14 protein-coding genes and 1 tRNA gene are annotated in these 20231 nt (G+C 61.6%); 5 read left to right on the plus strand and 10 right to left on the minus strand.

Annotated features, from left to right (window positions below):
- The first annotated feature begins 1 nt into the window (after nt 1).
- Nucleotides 2-2476, plus strand: coding sequence for a cellulose biosynthesis cyclic di-GMP-binding regulatory protein BcsB (locus IFT59_RS16155; protein ID WP_192087536.1), 2475 nt, complete (start codon nt 2-4; stop codon nt 2474-2476).
- Between the two features lie 10 nt (nt 2477-2486).
- On the opposite strand, the gene IFT59_RS16160 is transcribed toward IFT59_RS16155, so the two are convergent.
- Nucleotides 2487-3080, minus strand: coding sequence for a DNA-3-methyladenine glycosylase (locus tag IFT59_RS16160; protein ID WP_082471830.1), 594 nt, complete (start codon nt 3078-3080; stop codon nt 2487-2489).
- Nucleotides 3081-3203: 123 nt separating this feature from the next.
- Between IFT59_RS16160 and IFT59_RS16165 the strand changes: the two genes are divergently transcribed.
- Together IFT59_RS16165 and IFT59_RS16170 are read left to right on the plus strand one after the other, a co-directional pair.
- Nucleotides 3204-3644 carry a DUF2231 domain-containing protein gene (locus tag IFT59_RS16165; RefSeq protein ID WP_062453848.1) on the plus strand — a complete coding sequence of 147 codons (441 nt, stop codon included), beginning with the start codon at nt 3204-3206 and terminating at the stop codon, nt 3642-3644.
- Nucleotides 3645-3647: 3 nt separating this feature from the next.
- Complete coding sequence (locus IFT59_RS16170) at nt 3648-5234, plus strand: PQQ-dependent sugar dehydrogenase (protein ID WP_192087537.1); 1587 nt, start codon at nt 3648-3650, stop codon at nt 5232-5234.
- A gap of 94 nt (nt 5235-5328) precedes the next feature.
- Here IFT59_RS16170 and IFT59_RS16175 read toward each other — a convergent pair whose 3' ends face one another.
- A complete protein-coding gene (locus tag IFT59_RS16175) occupies nt 5329-6663 on the minus strand; it encodes an aspartate aminotransferase family protein (protein WP_192087538.1) in 1335 nt (444 codons plus the stop codon).
- Between the two features lie 351 nt (nt 6664-7014).
- Here IFT59_RS16175 and IFT59_RS16180 point away from each other — a divergent pair, with 351 nt between their 5' ends.
- Nucleotides 7015-12480 carry an alpha-2-macroglobulin family protein gene (locus IFT59_RS16180; protein ID WP_192087539.1) on the plus strand — a complete coding sequence of 1822 codons (5466 nt, stop codon included), beginning with the start codon at nt 7015-7017 and terminating at the stop codon, nt 12478-12480.
- 141 nt (nt 12481-12621) lie between these two features.
- A complete protein-coding gene (pbpC, locus tag IFT59_RS16185) occupies nt 12622-14703 on the plus strand; it encodes a penicillin-binding protein 1C (protein ID WP_192087540.1) in 2082 nt (693 codons plus the stop codon).
- A 52-nt stretch (nt 14704-14755) separates the two neighbouring features.
- On the opposite strand, the gene IFT59_RS16190 is transcribed toward pbpC, so the two are convergent.
- From IFT59_RS16190 to hisD, 8 genes are all read right to left on the minus strand, one after another.
- Entirely contained in the window at nt 14756-16111 is a 1356-nt protein-coding gene (locus tag IFT59_RS16190; RefSeq protein WP_062453853.1) for a pilus assembly protein TadG-related protein, read from the minus strand.
- A 319-nt stretch (nt 16112-16430) separates the two neighbouring features.
- Nucleotides 16431-16506, minus strand: a tRNA-Phe gene (locus IFT59_RS16195).
- A gap of 181 nt (nt 16507-16687) precedes the next feature.
- Nucleotides 16688-16906, minus strand: a complete 219-nt coding sequence (gene yacG / locus IFT59_RS16200; protein WP_062579059.1) for a DNA gyrase inhibitor YacG — start codon at nt 16904-16906, stop codon at nt 16688-16690.
- A 22-nt stretch (nt 16907-16928) separates the two neighbouring features.
- The gene (locus tag IFT59_RS16205) at nt 16929-17549 is read right to left on the minus strand and encodes a Maf-like protein (protein ID WP_113109473.1); all 621 of its coding nucleotides are present in this window, start codon (nt 17547-17549) and stop codon (nt 16929-16931) included.
- A 28-nt stretch (nt 17550-17577) separates the two neighbouring features.
- Nucleotides 17578-17796 (minus strand): translation initiation factor IF-1, encoded by a 219-nt coding sequence (gene infA, locus IFT59_RS16210; protein ID WP_062453856.1) that lies wholly within the window; start codon nt 17794-17796, stop codon nt 17578-17580.
- Between the two features lie 129 nt (nt 17797-17925).
- Nucleotides 17926-18420, minus strand: coding sequence for an arsenate-mycothiol transferase ArsC (locus tag IFT59_RS16215; RefSeq protein WP_244508870.1), 495 nt, complete (start codon nt 18418-18420; stop codon nt 17926-17928).
- A 5-nt stretch (nt 18421-18425) separates the two neighbouring features.
- Entirely contained in the window at nt 18426-18899 is a 474-nt protein-coding gene (locus IFT59_RS16220) for a UPF0262 family protein (RefSeq protein WP_184654088.1), read from the minus strand.
- A gap of 2 nt (nt 18900-18901) precedes the next feature.
- On the minus strand, nt 18902-20215 hold the full coding sequence (hisD, locus tag IFT59_RS16225; protein WP_192087541.1) for a histidinol dehydrogenase: 1314 nt from the start codon (nt 20213-20215) through the stop codon (nt 18902-18904).
- Between the last annotated feature and the right edge of the window lie 16 nt (nt 20216-20231).

The raw sequence follows: 20231 nt of genomic DNA on the forward strand, positions 1-20231 counted from the left end.
CATGATCATCAATACACGCTTCCCCCGCCTTCTATTCGTCGCGGCGATGCTGGCATCGACCGGCGCCCTGTCGGTCTCGTCGCTTGCGCAGCAACCCGCTCAATCGCCGGCCCCCGCATCATCGCCATTCGACATGGGTCCGGAGCGATCCCGCCAAGGTGTAACCCCGACTGCGCCGCCTTCACCGCAGACCCCGGCTCCGGCACCTGTGCCACAGGTTCAACGGCCCATTCCAGCCGATCCGAAAACGCCCGCGGCACCGGCACCGGCGGCCACCGCTTCTCCCTCTCCGGTAACGGCCCCTGCTCCTCAGGCGGCAGCCAAGGCTTCGACCGAAACGGCGCGGCGCTACCTCATCCCTGCCCCGTCGCTGCGCCTGAACGGCGAGGTCCAGCAGCGTTCCTGGTCCGTCTACCTGACCGAGGAGCAGGCGGCGACGGGTGCAAAGCTGCACCTCACGTACCAGAACTCGATCGTCGTTGCGCCGGAGGCCTCGCGCCTTTCCGTGACGATCAACGACGTCGAGATCTATGGCGACAAGATTGCATCGCCCGACCAGCCGTTCGAACGGGTGCTCGACATACCGCCGGGCGTTCTGAAGGCGGGCGGCAATATGGTACGGTTCGCGGCCAATCAGCGCCACCGCACCGACTGCACGGTCGAATCCACGTTCGAACTCTGGACCGACATCGACCCGAAGCGGACGTTCCTGGCGTTCGACGACGAGCGTAGCGACCGGTTCAACCGACTGGACGATGTCAGGGCAGTCGGCGTCGACGGCAGCGGAAAGACGCGATTCCGCTTGATTGTGCCGGCGCTCGACCAGCTGGGCGCGACGGATGTTCTGATGCGGCTTGCGCAGGGACTATCGCTGGTGGGCGGCATGCCGAACCAGTCGTTTTCCTTCCAGAAAACCATCACACCCGATCTGAGGCCCGGCGAACTTGCGGTCTTCGTGGGAACGCCGGACGAGCTTCGACCGATCCTTCCGAACCTGGCGGCAGCCGCTTCCAGTGCAGCCGTTGCAAGCTTTACCGATTACCCCGGGCACGGATCCTCCGCTCTGGTCCTGTCGGGACCAAGCTGGCCGGCGCTTCAGGGCCTTATCGACAGTTTCGTTGCCTCCACCGATGGCGGCAGCATCCAGCGCCGCGATACACTGGCGACCTCGAGCTGGCGCGGCATCGATACGCCATTCCTGTTTGCCGAGAAATCGATTGATTTCAATTCTCTCGGGGTCAGCAGCGAGGAGTTTTCCGGGCGGCTTTACCGTACCGAGTTCACAATCGGCGTTCCGGCGGATTTCTACGCGAACGCCTATGGCGAAGCGCGCATCCTGCTGGATGCCGCCTATGTGTCGGAGGTTCTTCCGGGCAGTCACATCGACGTCTTCGTCAATGGGAATATTGCCTCAACCGTTCCGATCACCTCGGACGGAGGCGCCATTCTGCGCCACCTGCCGATCAAGCTGACGCTGCGTCACTTCAAGCCTGGGGTCAACACGATCACGCTCGAAGCTGCGCTGCTGACCGCGTCGGACAAGGCCTGCGCGCCGGGCGCCACTGCGAATGAAAGCACGCGGTTTGCTCTCTTCGGTACTTCACAGTTCGAGATGCCGGATTTCGCCCGCATTGCCCGCGTCCCCAATCTCGGCGCTACGTCGGGCACCGGCTTTCCTTACTCGACCGGCACCGAGTCCGTTCCTTTGTTCCTCGGCCGGATCGATGAAAAGACCCTCGGATCTGCGGCAACTTTCCTTGGCAAGATCGCGACCGCGTCACATCGGGCAATACCGGTCTCGGTGACGATTTCAACGGCGCGTATCGCCGGGCGCAATGCGCTGTTTGTCGGCGCGATCTCCGAATTTCCAGCCAATATCCTGACGGATCTCGGCATCGAGCAGAAAAGCCGCGGTAGCTGGGGTGAGAACAGCGATCACGTCCCGGCCGACCGGGCGTCATTGACGCTCCAGGACTGGCAGGATCGCAACGGCAACAACTTCTTCGGCCGACAGCTTTCTTCCGTGGCGGATTGGGCCAAGCGGAACTTTGACCTCTCCGCACCGATGCTGCGGTTTGCGCCGGCCGGTGACGCGATCTATGTGCCGCCGAAAACCGCCGGAATGATCATCGCACAGGAAAACGATCCGACCCAAACCGGCACCTGGACGGCAGTGATCGGCGCGACGGGCGATGAGCTTTCCGCCGGGATGGAGGCCTTTTCGGCACGCGAGGCGTGGAACCAACTCGACGGACGCGTGTCCGTGCACGATGTTTCCGAAGCAGATCCGGTGATTGTTCCGGTCAACTGGTTCCACTTCACGCCGACTGCAAACTTTTCACTCTCGAATGCACGGTTGATCGCAACGAACTGGCTGTCGGACAACATCATGTCCTACGGAGTGCTTCTCGTCGCGAGTGCAATTCTCGTGGGGCTGGCAACCGGTGGACTGCTGACCCGGCTCGGTCGGAAATAGGCACGGCAGGTCAATCCCGTGCGGCTGTCGGGTCCTCCGGCAGCCCTCCCTTGCCGGTAAAGCGTCGGCTGACATGCAGCGATCCCTGAAGGCCGAACCGCCAGGGCTGGTCGATACCACGCGATATTCCGATCCGCCGTCCCGCGACCACCAAGGGCGGCGTTACCGGCGGAGCAAGCCGGAAAGGCGCTTCCATGAGCGACAGGCCGTCATGCTCGATACCAATTCCCAGCGCCTGGCAGACGCGTCCGGGGCCGGAGCATAACAGCAGGGGCTCCGCCCTGCCCCGCCGGTGTTCCATCTCGGCAATGCCGTTCACGGGCTGCAAGGCCCGGATCAGCACCGCGCTGCCCGGCGTGCAGACGAAATTCACGCACCAGTGGATGCCGTAGGAACGGTAAACATAAGCATGACCGGCCGGCCCGAACATGGCAAGGTTGCGGGGCGTCGGCCCGCGAAAGCTGTGGGATGCCGGATCATCCGGCTGGTAGGCCTCGGTCTCGACGATGACGCCGCCGACGCCCGAAAGCTCGAATTCAGCGCCGATCAGGTCGCGCGCCACATCCACCGCGGACCGCGTGAAAAATCCGGCTGCCAGTGCCATGTCGTGCCTCACCATTTCTGCGGTTCATGATCCAACCTAACCACTCGATAGCGCCAAGGGAACAAAGGGCGTCGTCACGGGTTGGCGTCCATTCCCTGGCTCTTTGCCTCCCGGAGCGTTTTCATGACTGTTTTTTCTTCCGATAACAGAGACTCTGCGGCCTATCCGCTGCAGTCCCTCTTCGTTCCCTTTCCTTTCGTCTGCTTCACCCTGACACTCGGGACCGACCTGGCCTTCTGGCTAAGCGATGGTCACCTGATGTGGCAGAACTTTTCCTCCTGGCTTCTGTTTGCCGGCCTTGTCTTCGGCGGCGTTGCAATCGTCGCTGGCCTGCTGGATATGCTTCGTCCAAGAACGCGGCCGCTGCGCCCGGCATTTCTCACCATCGTCATCTATATCGTCATTCTGGCGCTGGCTTTCCTCAACAGCCTTGTTCACGCCGGCGACGGCTGGACGGCCGTTGTGCCTTACGGACTGGCGATTTCTGTCGTCACATTCGTTCTCTCGGTTTTCGCCGCCGCGATTTCCGCCCGCAAGTATTCCCGCCTGGCCTGGAGGATCTGATCCATGAAGCCGTCCCGCATTCTCTTTGCCTCCGCGCTTTCGCTGTCGCTCGGCACCGCCTTGCCGGCCTTTTCCCAAAGCAATGACTTCGACGTCAACTCGCAGATTGGCCCCGATCCTGTCCTGCCGGAACCATCGCACCCGCTCATCCCCGACCTGAAAGTCGCGGAAGTGATCGGCTGGAAGGATGGCGAAACGCCGAAGGTTCCTGAAGGCCTAAAGGTTACCGTTTACGCCAAGGATCTTTCGAGCCCGCGCACCGTCCACACGCTTCCGAACGGCGATGTGCTTGTCGTGCAATCCAAGGCGCCGGCAGGCGAGCCGACCTCGAGGCCGAAGGATTTCATCCGCGGCTGGATCATGTCGATCGCCCACGGCGATATTGGCGCTGAGAAGGAAACCAATATCATCACTCTGCTGCGCGATACCAATCGCGATGGCACGGTCGATGAACGGCACGACCTTCTGACCAAGCTCGATTCCCCGTTTGGCCTGGCTTGGGTGGACAATACGCTCTACGTGGCCTCGGCCAGCGCCGTGATCGCCTACCCTTATGAACTCGGCCAGAACGAGATTACCGCGCCGCCAAAGGTGCTGACCCCGCTTCCTGGCGGGCCAATCAACCACCATTGGACTAAGGATCTGGCGCTCAGCCCCGATGGCAAGATGCTCTACGTCTCGGTCGGCTCGAACTCCAATATCGTGGAGAACGGGCTCGAGGCTGAAAAGGGCCGCGCCGCGATCTGGCAAGTCGATCGTCAGACGGGGGCGGCACGCGTCTTCGCATCCGGCCTACGCAACCCGAATGGTCTTGCCTTCAACCCGGATACGGGCGTTCTCTACACCGTCGTCAACGAGCGTGATGAACTCGGTCCGAACCTGGTGCCGGACTACATGACGTCGGTGAAGGAAGATGGCTTCTACGGCTGGCCGTGGAGCTACTACGGCAACCATGTCGACGTTCGCGTTCACCCGCCACGGCCGGACATGGTCGAAAGGGCGATCGCGCCGGACTACGCGCTGTCCAGCCATGTCGCAGCACTCGGCCTGACGTTTTCGGCCAATTCCGCCATGCCGTCCGCCTTCGCAAGCGGTGCCTTCATCGGCGAACATGGCAGCTGGAACCGGGATCACTTCAACGGCTACAAGGTCGTCTATGTGCCCTTCGAAAACGGCAAGCCTATTGGCAAGGCACAGGACGTCGTGACAGGCTTTATCGAGAACGATCAGGCGCGCGGCAGACCTGTCGGTGTCGGGATCGATGGAACGGGGGCGCTTCTGGTTGCCGACGATTCCGGCAACACGGTCTGGCGGGTCGCCAATGCCGACGGCACGGTCATTCCGCAGCCGATCGGCACCGACCAGACCGCGGCAACCGCACAGCAGGCCGCGACCACCGACAAGACGGATCGGGCACCCGTTGCAGCAGTGAGTCCTCCGGCCAACGGGACGACCGGCTCCACGGAACCGGCACTCGCCGCACCAACCGCCCCTGCAGAAGAGCGGCTGACCGGTCAGGCCCCAGTGTCCGGTAAAAGCGATACGCTGCAGCCGTCGCAAACCGACATTGCGCCAGCAGCAAGGCCTTAATCCGGAAACGGTCTCGCGCTTATCGACGCTAGACAGACGAACTCATGTGCAGCCGGTAACGCCTACCGGCTGCACTTTCTTTTTAAGGTCGCCGTCATGCCGCGCGCTTGAGCGCATCACCGAGCATCGAGACGATGGTGCCGATCTGCTCCTTTTCGATGATCAGCGGCGGCGACAGCGCGATCGTGTCGCCCGTGACTCGGACCAGCAGCCCCTTCTGGAAGCAATCGACGAAGACATCATAGGCACGTGCTCCCACAGCGCCTTCGCGCGATGCCAGCTCGACGGCGCCGACGAGGCCAAGGTTTCTGATGTCGATGACGTGCGGCAGGCCTTTCAGCGAGTGCAGCGCCTCTTCCCATTCGCCAGCAAGACCAGCAGCGCGGGTCAACAAGCCCTCTTCCTCGTAGATTTCCATGGTCGCTAGACCGGCGGCGCAAGCGACCGGGTGGCCGGAATAGGTATAGCCGTGGAACAGCTCGATCGCGTTCTCAGGCCCTGCCATCAGTCCGTCATAGATCGTGCGGCTGGCAAACACCGCGCCCATCGGGATCGTCCCGTTGGTAATGCCCTTGGCGGTGGTGACGAGATCCGGCACGACACCGAAGTAATCCGTGCCAAACGGCATGCCGAGACGGCCAAAGCCGGTGATGACTTCGTCGAAAATCAGAAGAATGCCGTGTTTCGTGGCCGTTGCGCGCAGCTTTTCGAGATAGCCCTTGGGCGGCAGGATGACGCCGGCGGAGCCTGACATCGGCTCCACGATCACGGCTGCGATGGTTTCCGCCCCGTGCAGTCCGACGAGACGTTCGAGATCGTCGGCAAGCTCGATGCCATGCGCCGGCAATCCCTTCGAGAAGGCGTTGCGCTCGATATCGAGCGTGTGACGCATATGGTCTGCCGGGATCTGCGGAAAGACGCGGCGATTGTTGACGAGACCGCCGACCGAAATGCCGCCGAAGCCCACGCCGTGATAGCCCTTCTCGCGACCGATGAAGCGAGTTCGTGTCCCCTGCCCGATCGACCGCTGATAGGCGATGGCGATCTTGAGCGCGGTATCGACGGATTCGGAACCGGAACCGGTAAAGAAGACACGATCCAGCTTGGCGGAGGCGCCGCCCGGCGCATGCTCCGCCAGTTTCGTGGCGAAATCGAACGCGATGGGATGACCCATCTGGAAGGTCGGGGCAAAATCCATGGTGGTGAGCTGGCGTTCGACGGCCTGCGCGATCTTCTTGCGACCATGGCCGGCATTGCAGCACCACAGCCCCGCCGTGCCGTCGAGAACCTTGTTGCCGTCGACATCGGTGTAATACATGCCTTCCGCCTGCGCGAGCAGACGCGGCGTCGCCTTGAACTGGCGGTTTGCCGTAAACGGCATCCAGAAATTGTCAAGATTGAGCGCGTTTGTCTTGCTCGCGTGGTCCATGAAAGCCTCCTGTTCGATAGGGTAGATGTCACGGATTTTTTGGTGGCGAACAAGTCTTTTTGTGATGGGGGTGCACCTCGTGCAGGAGTGGCCCCCGAAAGCGGATGTCAATCTGGGTGAAATGCCTCCCTTACTCAGGGCTATGCGGCCGGATACCGAGGCGTAGATTGTCGCGACGAGGAAAACCGTGTGCTGTCATCTCGATAGCCTCAACCTCGGATTAAAGGTTGTCGAATCGATCAGCGTAGAAATAGGCAAAACTGCATCTGCCGGTTGGCTTTACTTCCGTTGACAAGTGCTTACTCAGATCCGACAACATAACTTGGACGGCAGCCACCGGGGGGACTTTTGATGTCTAGGCGCGCGATCTTCGGACTTTCCGCATTGTTGTTTTCGTCTCTCGTTCTGGCGCTGCCTCTTTCGGCGGCGGAGCGGCGGATAGAGACCACGGCGGATGGGGACTATTCGGGTTTTGATCTGCGGACCGTCAAGAATGTCAGCCAGGGTCAGTGCGAAACCGCCTGTATCGGCGACAACCAGTGCCGCGCCTTTACCTATAATGTCAAAGCCAAGTGGTGCTTTCTCAAGTCCGACCACGCTCAGCTCAATCCGTTTATAGGCGCGGTCGCCGGCAAGATCGTCGAAGTGGCGGCGGAACCGGATATCGGAGCGGCGCCGCGGCTCTCCTTTCTGACGGAAGAACTGCTTCAGCAGGCCCGCGAGCAGAAGGATGGCCTGACGCTTGGTGACAACCAGCAGGGCCGGGATGTCGAAAGACTGAAGACCGACGCGCAGGCCGAACTTCTGGCAGGCCGCTTCGATAATGCGATCTATAATTACAAAGGCGCCCTGTCGCTGACGCCGGATGATGGCGCACTCTGGATCGAATTTGCCCGCGCCGCCTCCACTGCCAATGGCAACAGCTCTGCAGACGGCGATGCGACCCTTGGCGCCATCAACGGCTATCTTCTTACCCGCACGACCCAGGCAAGAGCCGATGCGCTTGCCGTTCTCGGCGCAGCGCTTGCCAAGCAGCAGAATTACCGCCAGGCGCTTTCCGCCTACAAGCAGAGCCTCGCGCTGGTCAGCACCCGCACGGTGCAGGCTTCCTATAACGACCTTCGCGAGCGCCACGGTTTTCGCGTGACCGGCAACACGGTCGATGCAGACAGCGCCAATCCGCGTGCCTGCGTCCAGTTTTCCGATCCTCTGGTGAAGGCGGGCGTCGACTATGCGCCCTTCGTGACGCTGGACGGCAAGGCGCCGAAGGCGATGGAGGCGAAGGACAGCCAGATCTGCGTCGAGGGTCTGACCCACGGCCAGCGTTACAAGCTGTCGCTGCGGCGTGGCCTTCCCTCCTCCGTCGATGAACCGCTGCCAGCACAGGTCGATCTCGACCTCTACGTGAAGGATCGTTCGCCTACGGTGCGGTTCACCGGCGACAGTTTCGTGCTGCCATCCACGGCCCGGCGTGGCATTCCGATCGTTTCGGTGAATACCGAAAAGGCCGCTCTCAAGCTCTACCGGATCGGCGACCGCAATATCGCGCCGCTTTTGACGGATTCGGAGTTCCTGACCCAGATGAGCGGGTATACCGCCGACCGCATCGAGCAGGAAAACGGTGAACTCGTCTGGCAGGGCACGATCGATCTCGGCCCGGGTTCCAACCGCGAGCTCAACAAGGATGTCGCGACCAGTTTCCCGGTCGACGAGGCGCTGCCGAACCGCAAGCCCGGCGTCTATGTGCTGACCGCATCGGCCGCCAACGCCATTTCGCAGGAATGGGATAACAAGGCGACGCAGTGGTTCGTCGTTTCCGATATCGGGCTGACCACCTACGCCGGCACGGACGGCCTCAGTGTGTTTGCCCGATCGCTCGGTTCCGCCAAGCCGATCGCCGGCGTCGATCTTCAACTTCTTGCCAAGAATAACGAGGTGCTGGGCACCGCAAAGACCGATGGCGACGGCCGTGCCACGTTTACGGCCGGCCTGATGCGCGGGACGGCGGCCATGGTGCCGGCGGTGCTGACAGCGCAAAACAGCGGCCAGGACTACGTCTTTCTCGACATGAGCCGCGCCGGCTTCGATCTCTCCGATCGCGGCGTGACCGGCCGGCCGGCACCCGGCGCGATCGATCTTCTGCCCTGGACCGAACGCGGCATATACCGGCCAGGCGAGACGGTGCATGCGAGCGCCCTTGCCCGCAATGTGGATGCCACCGCGATCGACAACCTGCCGCTCACCTTCGTCTTCCTTCGCCCTGATGGCGTCGAGGACCGCCGCATGGTGAAGTCAGGCGCGCTCGGTGGCTACACGCTCGATCTCGCCCTGCAGGACACGTCCATGCGCGGCACCTGGACGATGCAGGTCTTTACCGATCCCAAAGGCTCGGCGATCGGCGAAAAGACGTTTCTGGTCGATGATTTCGTGCCTGATCGCATCGAGTTCGACATGACCAGCGCGGCGAAGGAAATCGTGGTCGGCGAACCGGCTACGGTCGAGATCGACGGACGTTTCCTCTATGGCGCACCGGCAGCGGGACTTGGCCTGGAAGGCGAGATCGCCCTCAAGCCGACCCGCGAAAATGCTGCCTTTCCCGGCTACCAGTTCGGCCTTGCAGATGAGGAACAGGCGGAAACCGTCCGCATTCCGCTCGAGGCACTCGACGATACCGATGAAGACGGCAAGGCATCGTTTCCAGCAGATGTCGCGGAGCTTCCCTCGACCACCAAGCTGATCAATGCCGATATCGTCGTGCGCATGCAGGAAACCGGTGGCCGTGCCATCGAGCGGACACTGTCGCTACCCGTCAAGGCGGATGGACCGCGGATCGGCATCAAGCCGGAGTTTTCAGGTGACCTGCCCGAGGGCGCGGTCGGCAGTTTCAACGTCATCCTCGTGGACGAGACCGGAGCAAAGCAGGCCGCGAAAGGCTTGGCCTGGAAACTGGTCAAGGTCGAGCAGGACTATCAGTGGTATCGTGAGGGCAGTTCCTGGCGCTACGAGCCGATCACCCGCACCAAGCAGGTATCCAATGGCAGCGTTGACGTAACTGCTGACGGCGGCCGGATTTCGGTTCCGGTCGCATGGGGCCGTTACCGGCTGGAAGTCGAGACGGTCGATGCCGGCGGCCCGGCCTCAAGCACCGAGTTCGATGCCGGCTGGTTCGTGACCGCTACGTCGACCGAGACGCCCGACGCGCTGGAGATTGCCCTCGACAAGCCGAGCTACAAGGTCGGCGATACTGCCAAGCTCAAGGTTTCCTCGCGTTATGCCGGCGAACTGATGATCATTGCAGGCTCCGAGCAGCTGACCGCGGTCAAGACGGCAAGCCTTGCGGAGACCGGCGGAGAGATCGAGATCCCCGTCACGGCCGAATGGGGAGCCGGTTCCTATGTGACCGCGACACTCTACCGCCCGGGTGCTGCACGTGAAAACCGTATGCCGATGCGGGCGATCGGCGTGACCTGGCTGAAGGTCGATCCGGAAGCGCGCGATCTCGCGGTCGCGATCACGGCACCGGATAAAACCCTGCCGCGCCAGCCATTGGATATCTCCGTGGCCGTGACCGGTGCCGGCGCCAACGAAGACGCTTATGTGACGGTGGCAGCCGTCGATGTCGGCATCCTCAATCTCACCCGCTACGAGCCACCGGCGCCGGACGACTGGTATTTCGGCCAGCGCCGTCTCGGGCTCGAAATCCGTGACATCTACGGCCGGCTGATCGATGGCTCGCTTGGTGCTACCGGTCGCCTTCGAACCGGCGGTGATGGCGGCAGCATCGCGCTGCAGGCAAGCCCGCCAAAGGAAAAGCTGGTCGCTTTCTTCTCGGGGCCGGTGAAGCTGGATGCAGAAGGCAAGGCGAATGTCTCCTTCGACATTCCCCAGTTCAACGGCACGGCGCGCGTCATGGCCGTCGCCTGGTCGAAATCCGGGGTCGGTCATGGGGTGAAAGACGTCATCATCCGCGATCCGATCGTCGTGACCGCCAGCCTGCCGCGCTTTCTTGCGCCGGGAGACGACAGCAACCTCAGACTGGACATTGTCAACACCGACGGACCCGCCGGCACCTATGATCTCGGCATTACGACAAACGACCCGGTTGCGGTCGGCCAGAGCGCGATCAAGCCGGTCGAACTGGCGGCTGGCGGAAAAACGAGTGTGACGCTGCCGCTGGTGGGCATCGGGCCGGGTGACGGCACTGTTTCGATCCGGGTCTCGAATGCTTCCGGCCTGTCGGTCGATCAGGTTCTCAACATCCCGGTTCGCCCGGCGGCCATGCCGGTGACGGAGCGCCGGCTGGTGGATCTGAAGCCCGGCGCAAGCGTAACGGTGGATTCCAACCTTCTTGCCAACAGCGTGCTTCAGGGCGCCTCGGTCAGCGTCAATGTCAGCCGCTCCAACGCGTTCGATATTCCGGCGCTGCTGATGAGCCTCGACCGCTATCCCTATGGCTGCGCCGAGCAGACGACAAGCCGGGCACTTCCGCTTCTCTATCTGAGCCAGATGGCAGTTCAGAACGGGCTTGCCGATGATGCCGAGGTCAAGAAGCGCGTGCAGGATGCGATCTTCCGCGTGCTCTCCTTCCAGGCATCGGCTGGCAGTTTCGGGCTTTGGGGACCTGATGGTGCCGGCACCGATCTCTGGCTGGATGCCTATATTACCGACTTCCTGTCGCGGGCCCGCGAACAGGGTTTCGACGTGCCTGAAAAGCCGCTCGTCCAGGCGCTTGAAAATCTGCAGAACACTCTGGCCTACACAACCAATGTCGCCGACCAGGGCAATCAGATCGCCTATGCGCTCTACGTGCTGGCGCGCAACCGAAAGGCTGCGATCAGCGACCTGCGCTATTATGCCGATACGATGCTCGGCGACTTCCCGACACCGCTTGCCAAGGCGCATATCGCTGCAGCGCTTTCGCTTTACGGCGATGCCCAGCGCTCGCGCACCATCTTCAACGACGCGCTGCAGATGTCGGAAGATGCGCAGATCAAGAAAGTCAGCCTCAGCCGTTCGGATTACGGCTCCTCGCTGCGAGATGGTGCAGCGGTTCTGGCGCTGGCCGCCGAAAGTCGGCCGGTGCCGCCGATCGTGCCTGCACTTGCCAATGTCGTTGCCAAGGAATGGGTGGCGAAGAAACATACAAGCACGCAGGAACAGACCTGGATGCTGCTGGCGGCCCGGGCCTTGCAGAACGGCGACGAAGACCTGCGTCTCAGCGTCAACGGCGCGGCCCACATCGGGACGCTGATGTCGCAGATGCCAGGCGACGTGCTGCTCGACCATCCGCTGACGGTTCGCAACGACAGCAAGGATAAGCTGTCTGCCGCCATCACCACGGTTGCCGCCCCGGCGCAGCCGTTAGCTGCCGGCGGCGATGGTTTCGAGATCACGCGCACCTATTACACAATGGATGGCGAGGAGGCGAATGTCAGCACGGCGCAGCAGAACACGCGTTATGTCGTCGTTCTCAACGTCACGGAGACAAACGACTGGCCGTCTCGCATCGTCGTGACGGATCTCCTGCCGGCGGGTTTCGAGATCGACAATCCGAGCATCGTCAACAGCGCCAGCCTTGCCAATTTCGACTGGATCGAAGAGGTGCAGGCCGCCCATACGGAGTTCCGCAACGACCGTTTCGTTGCAGCCTTCAACCGCGCAGAAGGTGACAACCGCAAGATCACGCTCGCCTATGTGGTACGCGCCGTGACACCCGGCACCTACGATCATCCGGCGGCGCAGGTAGACGACATGTACCGCCCGCAGCTTTCCGCAAGGACGGCGATGGGCAAGATGGAGGTGGTGGCAGCGCCGTGAGAGACGACAGGCAGGTGGCTGCCGTCCGCCTCACCGGGGTGGCAGCTTGCAGCATGAGATTGCGACCGGGGAGCCTCGAATGACGATCGCCTTGCAGAGTGAAGTCGAGGCAGTCAGCGGCAGGACGACAAGAAGAATGCCATGAGACGCAGATGGACGTATTCGTTGGGTCTTGGTCTTTGCGTCGCGCTCGCGGCGGGGCTGGCGATTGGACTTGACGCTGCAGACCGCGCCTATCCGCCGCCGCTCGACAAGGCGCAAACCGTATCGGCAGAGGTGCTTGACGCGGACGGGCTGCTGCTCCGTGCATTTGCCACATCCGAAAGCCGCTGGCGTCTGAAGACCTCGATCGCGGATGTCGATCCGCGATTCCTGAAAATGCTTGTCGCCTATGAGGACCAGCGGTTTTACCAGCATGGCGGCATTGACCTGAAGGCGATGGGCCGCGCGGCGTTCCAGCTTCTCGTCAACGGGCGGATCGTTTCCGGCGCCTCGACGCTATCCATGCAGGTCGCGCGTCTGATCGAGCCCCGGGAAGCGCGATCCTTTTCGGCAAAGCTTCTGCAGATCGCCCGCGCCATCCAGATCGAACGCCGTCTCGACAAGCAGGAGATCCTCGCGCTCTATCTCACCTACGCACCCTATGGGGGAAATTTGGAAGGCGTGAGGGCTGCAAGCCTTGCCTATTTCGGCAAGGAGCCGGGGCGGCTGACAGTGGCGGAAGCCGCTCTGCTTGTCGCCCTGCCGCAATCGCCGGAAACGCGACGGCCGGACCGGCACCCGCAATCTGCCATGCGGGCCCGTCAAGGCGTTCTCTCAAGGCCGGCCGTGGCGTCGCTGACGGGTGAAGGGGAAGCGGAACGTGCATCCCATGACGGCCTCCCCCGGCGCAGACTGCAACTGCCGGCGCTCGCCGCGCATATGGCGGAAGCCGCAATCCGCAAACAGCCCGGGGTGCCGCGATACCAGAGCACGCTGAAACGCGGCATTCAGCAGAAGCTGGAAGAGGTCGCGCGGGAAGCTTCGGCGAAGCTCGAACCGAAGGCATCTCTCGCCATGGTGATGGCGGATGCGGTGACGGGCGAAATTGTCGCCCAGGTCGGTTCGGCCGACTATTTCGATGCAAGCCGCGCCGGCTGGATCGACATGACACGGGTGCTGCGGTCTCCGGGTTCGACCCTGAAGCCGTTCATCTACGGACTTGCCTTCGAACAGGGGTTGGTGGCGCAAGAAACGATGATCGAGGATCGACCGGCGGATTTCTTCGGCTATCGGCCGAAGAATTTCGACATGAGCTATCAGGGCGATGTCACGGTGCGCCAGGCCTTGCAGCTGTCGCTCAACGTTCCGGCGATCCGACTGCTCGATGCCGTCGGCCCGTCGCGCCTGATGATCCGGTTCAGACGGGCCGCTGTACAACCGGTGCTTCCCCCGAACGAGGCGCCGGGCCTTGCGATCGGGCTTGGCGGGGTCGGCATCACGCTAAAGGATCTGGTTCAGGCCTATGCCGCTCTGGCCAACGGCGGCCAGCCCGTTCGGCTCGGCAACGGCATCGACACCATCGCGGCGCGTCTCGACAGCGAACCCTTGCTGGAGCCTCAGGCGGTCTGGAACGTCACCGACATCCTTTCGGATGTGCTGCCGCCAACCGGAAGCCGCCGCCTCGGCATCGCCTACAAGACCGGCACGAGTTACGGATACCGCGACGCCTGGTCGGTGGGTTATGACGGACGCCATGTTCTGGGTGTCTGGGCCGGGCGGCCGGACAATGGTGCGGTTCCCGGCATCGCCGGCTACCAGACAGCGGCGCCGATCCTGTTTGAGGCCTTTGCCCGCTCCGGCGTAGCGATCACGCCCCATCCCTCGCCCCCGCCCGCCACGTCACGGCTGGCGCAATCCGACCTGCCGATCGGCCAGCGGCGCTTCTCGATGACGGCAAGCGGCCTGATCAGCGCCTCGACCCGCGAGGCCGCTCCGCAGATCGTCTATCCTCCCGAGGGCGCCAAGGTGGATCTCGGCGCCCAAACCGGCGAGATCTCGCCGCTGGTGCTGAAACTGCAGGGCGGCCGCCCGCCCTTCCGCTGGCTGGCGAACGGGAAACCCCTCACCGATCTTTCCCGCCGACGCACCAACAACTGGTTACCCGAAGGCGCGGGCTTCTCGACACTGACGGTGATCGATTCCGCCGGCCGGGCTGCAACCGTGCGGGTGTTCGTGGAGTGAGGGCGGGTTAGGCCAGGAGTGAACCGGACCGAGATCGCAATGATCAGGCGCGTCAGCTTGTCAGCCGAACACGACCCACGATCTTGCGAAACAAGACATCCATTGCCTCGCTTATGCCATCGGTCGGACTGACCTCGAAATAGTAGCCTTCCGTGGCGCAAGATTGCATCTGCGTTGGAATTTCCTTCTGAAAGGGTGCGATCCACTTCTTGTAGAAACCGTCTTTGGGCAGAGGCAAATAGGTCGTGTACAGGACTGCGACCTTTATTCCGCGCGCCTTCAGGGCGTTGCAATGACTGGCATTCAACGGCTCCATGCAGCGATCGCCGTTGGATGATGAGAGCTTCTTTGTACAATCGGAACGGTATGCGTCTCCAACGCCGTCCGCGACAAGGAAAACGATTGGCTGTCTATCCGCCGAACTGCTCCCGTCACCGACGGTTTTGATCTTTTGGCCGATCTTGGACAGTATTTCATTGTAGTCGGTCTGCCCGTTCGGCGACGAATGGCTCGGAACGCTCATCAGCTCAATCATCTTCGTGGCCTTTGCCACTGAGGTGAAATTGCTCGTCGGCTCGGAAACGGTGTATAACTGGGCATCGGCAGAGGTTTGTCCGAACGTATAGGCACCGATCTTGAATTGGCCTGAAACGGTCTGAGTCTCCTGCGCCGTTGTCATGAGCGCGGAGACCGCCTCCGCGACAACGTCGATGCGGATGGTCGCGCCAACTTCTTTGGCGAGATAGTAATAGCTGTTTTTGTCGGCGACACCGCTCGTCGAAACGATGTGGCATGCAAAAGCGCAGTTGGCGTCCTTGCCTTTCCCATCCGATCCATTCTTCGTTGCAGCTTCCAGTTTCGCCACGTCGTCGGCAGTCGCGCCGACCCCCATCGATGGCGTGTTGTCCAGCAGCATGTAGAAATCCAGAAAACTCGGTATCAGGTAGGCTGCGGTCGCTTGCCCCGAAATCGCCATCTCGTCATTGCCGAGGATTCGCGTAAAGGTCGTGGGTAGAGTGGCGGCGTATTTCAGTCTCGATGTGACGACACCGTCGGACTTTACCAGCTCCAGCTTGACGTCGATCAGCAGGCTCGACAAACCTTCCATGTTGTCCCCATATCTGGCCGACAACTGAGATTTGAAGATTTTCTTGGCTTCGGTGTCCGCGATGGCGACAGTACCGTCCTCGGCCATTTTCATGGCTTTTGCGACCGCTGCGGATTTTTCGGAGACAGCAGCAAGTACCGCAGCATCCGCAGCGGCATCGAGATAGGATTTTGCCTCCAGGGCGCGTCCGAAATCGATTGCCAATCCGACACTACCGATCAAAGGAACCATGATAAGGCCGGTGAGCACGCCGAAATTGCCCCGGGTGCAGGAAAAAATAGACCTCAATTTTGCAAGCATAAACCGCAATCTGCCTTTTAGTTTTTATAGCGGCATCATGCTGCATTTCGATCAGAGCATTCGATCAGCTCCCACCGTTTCAAATGTTTGTTACTAAAGTAGCTAATTGAAATTGTTAACGAAACGTGTTTTTGCGGCGCCCGGTCTCGTGGCCAGTGGTGGGGAACGGGAGGCCGCTCACCAAAGAAGTCGGCCGATCCTTGTGGAGTCGCGTTTTTGACGAACAACAGGTGAGTGGTAGAGATGCCCGGATCTGCAAAGACGAGAAAAATCGACTTCAACTGGACTCGATCAACACAGGCATTTTCTCGATAAAAAATGGTGCCCGGAGGCGGATTTGAACCACCGACACGCGGATTTTCAATCCGCTGCTCTACCAACTGAGCTATCCGGGCATCCGGGCTTTATGCAAGCCGTTCCGGTCCTTGGTTGACCGGCCGGGGTTTGTATCCCCGGGAAGCGAGCGGGGTTATAACATCTTGTTCGGCCATGTCCAGCACCCCGGACGACTTTTTTGAAAGGTTTGTGAAAAACCTGATTTCATGAGCGAAATCAAAGGCCGAACCGGACGAGGATCTAGTCCTCGTAGTTGTCGGCTTTGCTTTCATCGTCGGCCACGGGGATGGCGTAGCTGCCCTGCAGCCAGCGGGAGAGATCCAGATTGCGGCAGCGGTCCGAGCAGAAGGGATAGTGTTCGCGCGCGGAAGGGCGGCTGCATTCGGGACAGGGCCTTGCCTTGCGCAAAGGCTCCACCTTGCCGCCTGTCGTGATGTCCTTGTTTGAAGTTTCAGCCATATCAGGCCTCCTTCTTAGGTCTTCAGCCTTGCGGCCATGCGCCGGCGACGTCAAAACCTTCGCCAGCCAGCAGACCCGTCACTTCATGAAGCGGCAGGCCGACGACGTTGGAATAGGAACCGACGAGTTTCTGCACGAAGGCGCCGGCGATGCCCTGGATAGCGTAAGCCCCGGCTTTTCCCCGCCACTGGCCCGATGCGATATAGTTCTCGATCTCGCGGGTCGACAGTCGCTTGAAGCGCACCTTGGTCTCAACCACCTTTTGGCGGAACTGGCCGCCCGGCGTGACAAGACAGATGCCGGTATAGACCCAGTGGCCGCGGCCCGACAGAAGATGCAGGGCGGCACTGGCGTCCTGCGTATACTCAGTCTTTTCCAGAATGCGGCGCCCGACGGCGACGACCGTGTCGGCTGACAGGATATAGCTGTGGCGCCAGGCAGGATCGTCTTTGACGGCAGCGAAGGCGGCTTCCGCCTTTTCCGTCGAAAGACGACGCGCAAGCGAACGCGGATGCTCCACCCGCTTAGGTGTCTCGTCAATATCCATCGGCATCAGCCGGGCCGGTTCGATGCCGACCTGATTGAGAAGATCGAGACGACGCGGCGAGCCTGAGGCCAGGATGAGCTTTTGTTCGATCGCCATGGGGACCCGTCTTTGCCGCGAGAAATTCTTACTTGAAGCGGTAGGTGATGCGACCCTTGGTCAGGTCGTAAGGGGTCATTTCGACAAGAACCTTATCGCCTGCCAGAACGCGGATACGGTTCTTGCGCATGCGGCCCGCGGTGTGGGCGATGATTTCGTGTTCGTTCTCGAGCTTCACGCGAAAGGTCGCGTTCGGCAACAGTTCGACGACAATGCCCGGGAATTCAAGAACTTCTTCTTTAGCCATGTATTGGTTTTCTTTCTGTGTTGAAGGTCGGGCAGGCCGAAATCTGATCAGCCGCCTCGAAATTTGCGCGGAAACTACACAATCGCGTCCGGTTTGTGAACCTCGCTTGACAGCGATTCTTGAAGACCGTCAATCGCCTGCCGGAGGTGGCCTGCGAATGGGCCTCATCCGTCGGTCAATCAGCTTCCACAGATGCTCTCGCACCTCGCGATAAGCGTCGAGAACCTGCTCGCGCGTGCCGGTCGCAGCCGTCGGATCCATGGTCGGCCAATAGACCACATCGACGGCGTTCGAACGGGTGAGTTCCAGCGCCGCGTGATGGGCCTCCGGCGTCAGCGTCACGATCAAATCGAAGAAATCATCCTCAAGGTCATCCATCGTCCGCGGCTTGTGCTGCCGGTTGCGGTTGAGCGAAAGGCCCACCTCTTCCAGAACGACATCGACGAAGGGATCGTGCTCGCCGGAACGGACACCCGCCGACTGGATGTAGATATCGGGCTGCAGCAGGCTTTTTGCAATGGCCTCCGCCATCGGCGAACGGATGGAGTTGAAACCGCACATGAAGAGGATCGCGGTCGGAATACCGATCGTCTGCTTTCTGGTCGGTTCGTCTTCCGCCGCCATGGTCGTCAGCCGCGCCAGTAGAGGACGCAGACCAGCGTGAACAGCCGTCTCGCGGTATCGAAGTCGAGGCGGATCTTGCCGTCCAGCCGGTCCATCAGGGTTTGCGAGCCCTCGTTGTGAATGCCGCGGCGGCCCATGTCGATCGCCTCGATGCGCGATGGCGTGGAGGTCTTGATCGCCTCGTAATAGCTTTCGCAGATCATGAAGTAATCCTTGATGATCCGCCGGAATGGCGTCAGCGACAGGATGTGGACCGCAACCCCCTCGCCCGCTTCGCCAGTGATGGTGAGCATCAGCTTTGCCTCGACCAGCGAAAGCTTCAACGTGTAGGGGCCGCCTGCATGGCCGACCGGCTCGAAGGCGTTTTCCTCGACAAGGTCGAAGATGGCAACTGCCCGCTCATGTTCGACATCGGGCGTCGAGCGCCCGATCGAGTCGTCGAGGACGACATCCGAGAGCCGGAAGTGCCCTTGTCCCATCCCTAGCCCTCGTCTTGCGGAGGATGGGCGTTCATGCGGATGGCGACCGAACGGGCGTGTGCATCGAGCCCTTCCGAATGGGCGAGCGTGATGGCGGCCGGCGCCAGTTGCCGCAGCTGATCGGGTCCGAGCCTGAGGATCGAGGTGCGCTTGACGAAATCGAGCACACCGAGGCCGGACGAAAAGCGTGCCGAGCGTGCCGTCGGCAGAACGTGGTTGGAGCCGCCGACATAATCGCCGATGACTTCAGGCGTGTGGCGACCGATGAAGATGGCGCCGGCATTGCGGATGCCGGCCATGAGCCGGTCCGGATCGGCAACGGCCAATTCCAGATGTTCGGCGGCAATGCGGTTTGCCAGCGGCAACGCGGCTTCGAAATTCTCGACCAGGATTACAGCGCCGAAATCGCGCCAGCTCGCGGCGGCCGTTTCTGCGCGCGACAGTGTCTTCAATTGTCGCTCGACGGCTGCCTCGACCGATTTTCCGAATGCGGCATCGTCGGTGATCAGGATCGACTGGGCACCGGCATCGTGTTCGGCCTGCGCCAGAAGGTCGGCGGCGATCCAGTCGGGGTCGTTGTCCTTGTCGGCCAGGATCAGCACTTCGGATGGGCCGGCGATCATGTCGATGCCGACGATGCCGAAGACCTGGCGCTTGGCGGCCGCCACATAAGCGTTGCCGGGACCGACGATCTTGGCGACCGGCGCAATCGTATCGGTACCATAGGCAAGCGCTGCCACGGCCTGCGCACCGCCGACGCGGTAGATTTCCGTAACGCCCGAGATGCGCGCCGCGGCAAGGACGGCCGGGTTGATGCTGCCGCCACCGGCCGGCACGACCATGACGACGCGCGGCACGCCGGCAACCTTTGCCGGCACCGCATTCATCAGCACGGAGCTTGGATAGGATGCCGTGCCGCCCGGTACGTAGAGACCGACGGCTTCGATCGCTGTCCAGCGGGAGCCGAGGCCGACGCCGATCGCGTCTTCGTAGATATCGTCCTTCGGCATCTGGCGGGCATGATGCTTTTCGATCCGCTCGGCTGCGAACTTCAGCGCGTCGATCACCTTGCGGTCCGTTTCGGCGAAGGCCTTGTCGACCTCCTCATCGGTCACGCGGATGCCGGTCGCTGCAAGATCGATGCCGTCGAAGCGTTTTGAATAGTCGACAAGTGCCGCGTCGCCGCGGGCGCGCACGTCATCGATGATGGCGTGCACGACGGCGTTCACATCCTCGGAGACTTCCCGCTTGGTCGAAAGAAAAGCGGAAAAGCGTGTCTCGAAGTCCGGTGCTGTCTGCTCAAGCCAGAGTGCCAAGCGGATATTCCTTCCC

Source organism: Rhizobium sp. CFBP 8752, assembly GCF_014842035.1.
Taxonomy (GTDB): domain Bacteria; phylum Pseudomonadota; class Alphaproteobacteria; order Rhizobiales; family Rhizobiaceae; genus Neorhizobium; species Neorhizobium soli.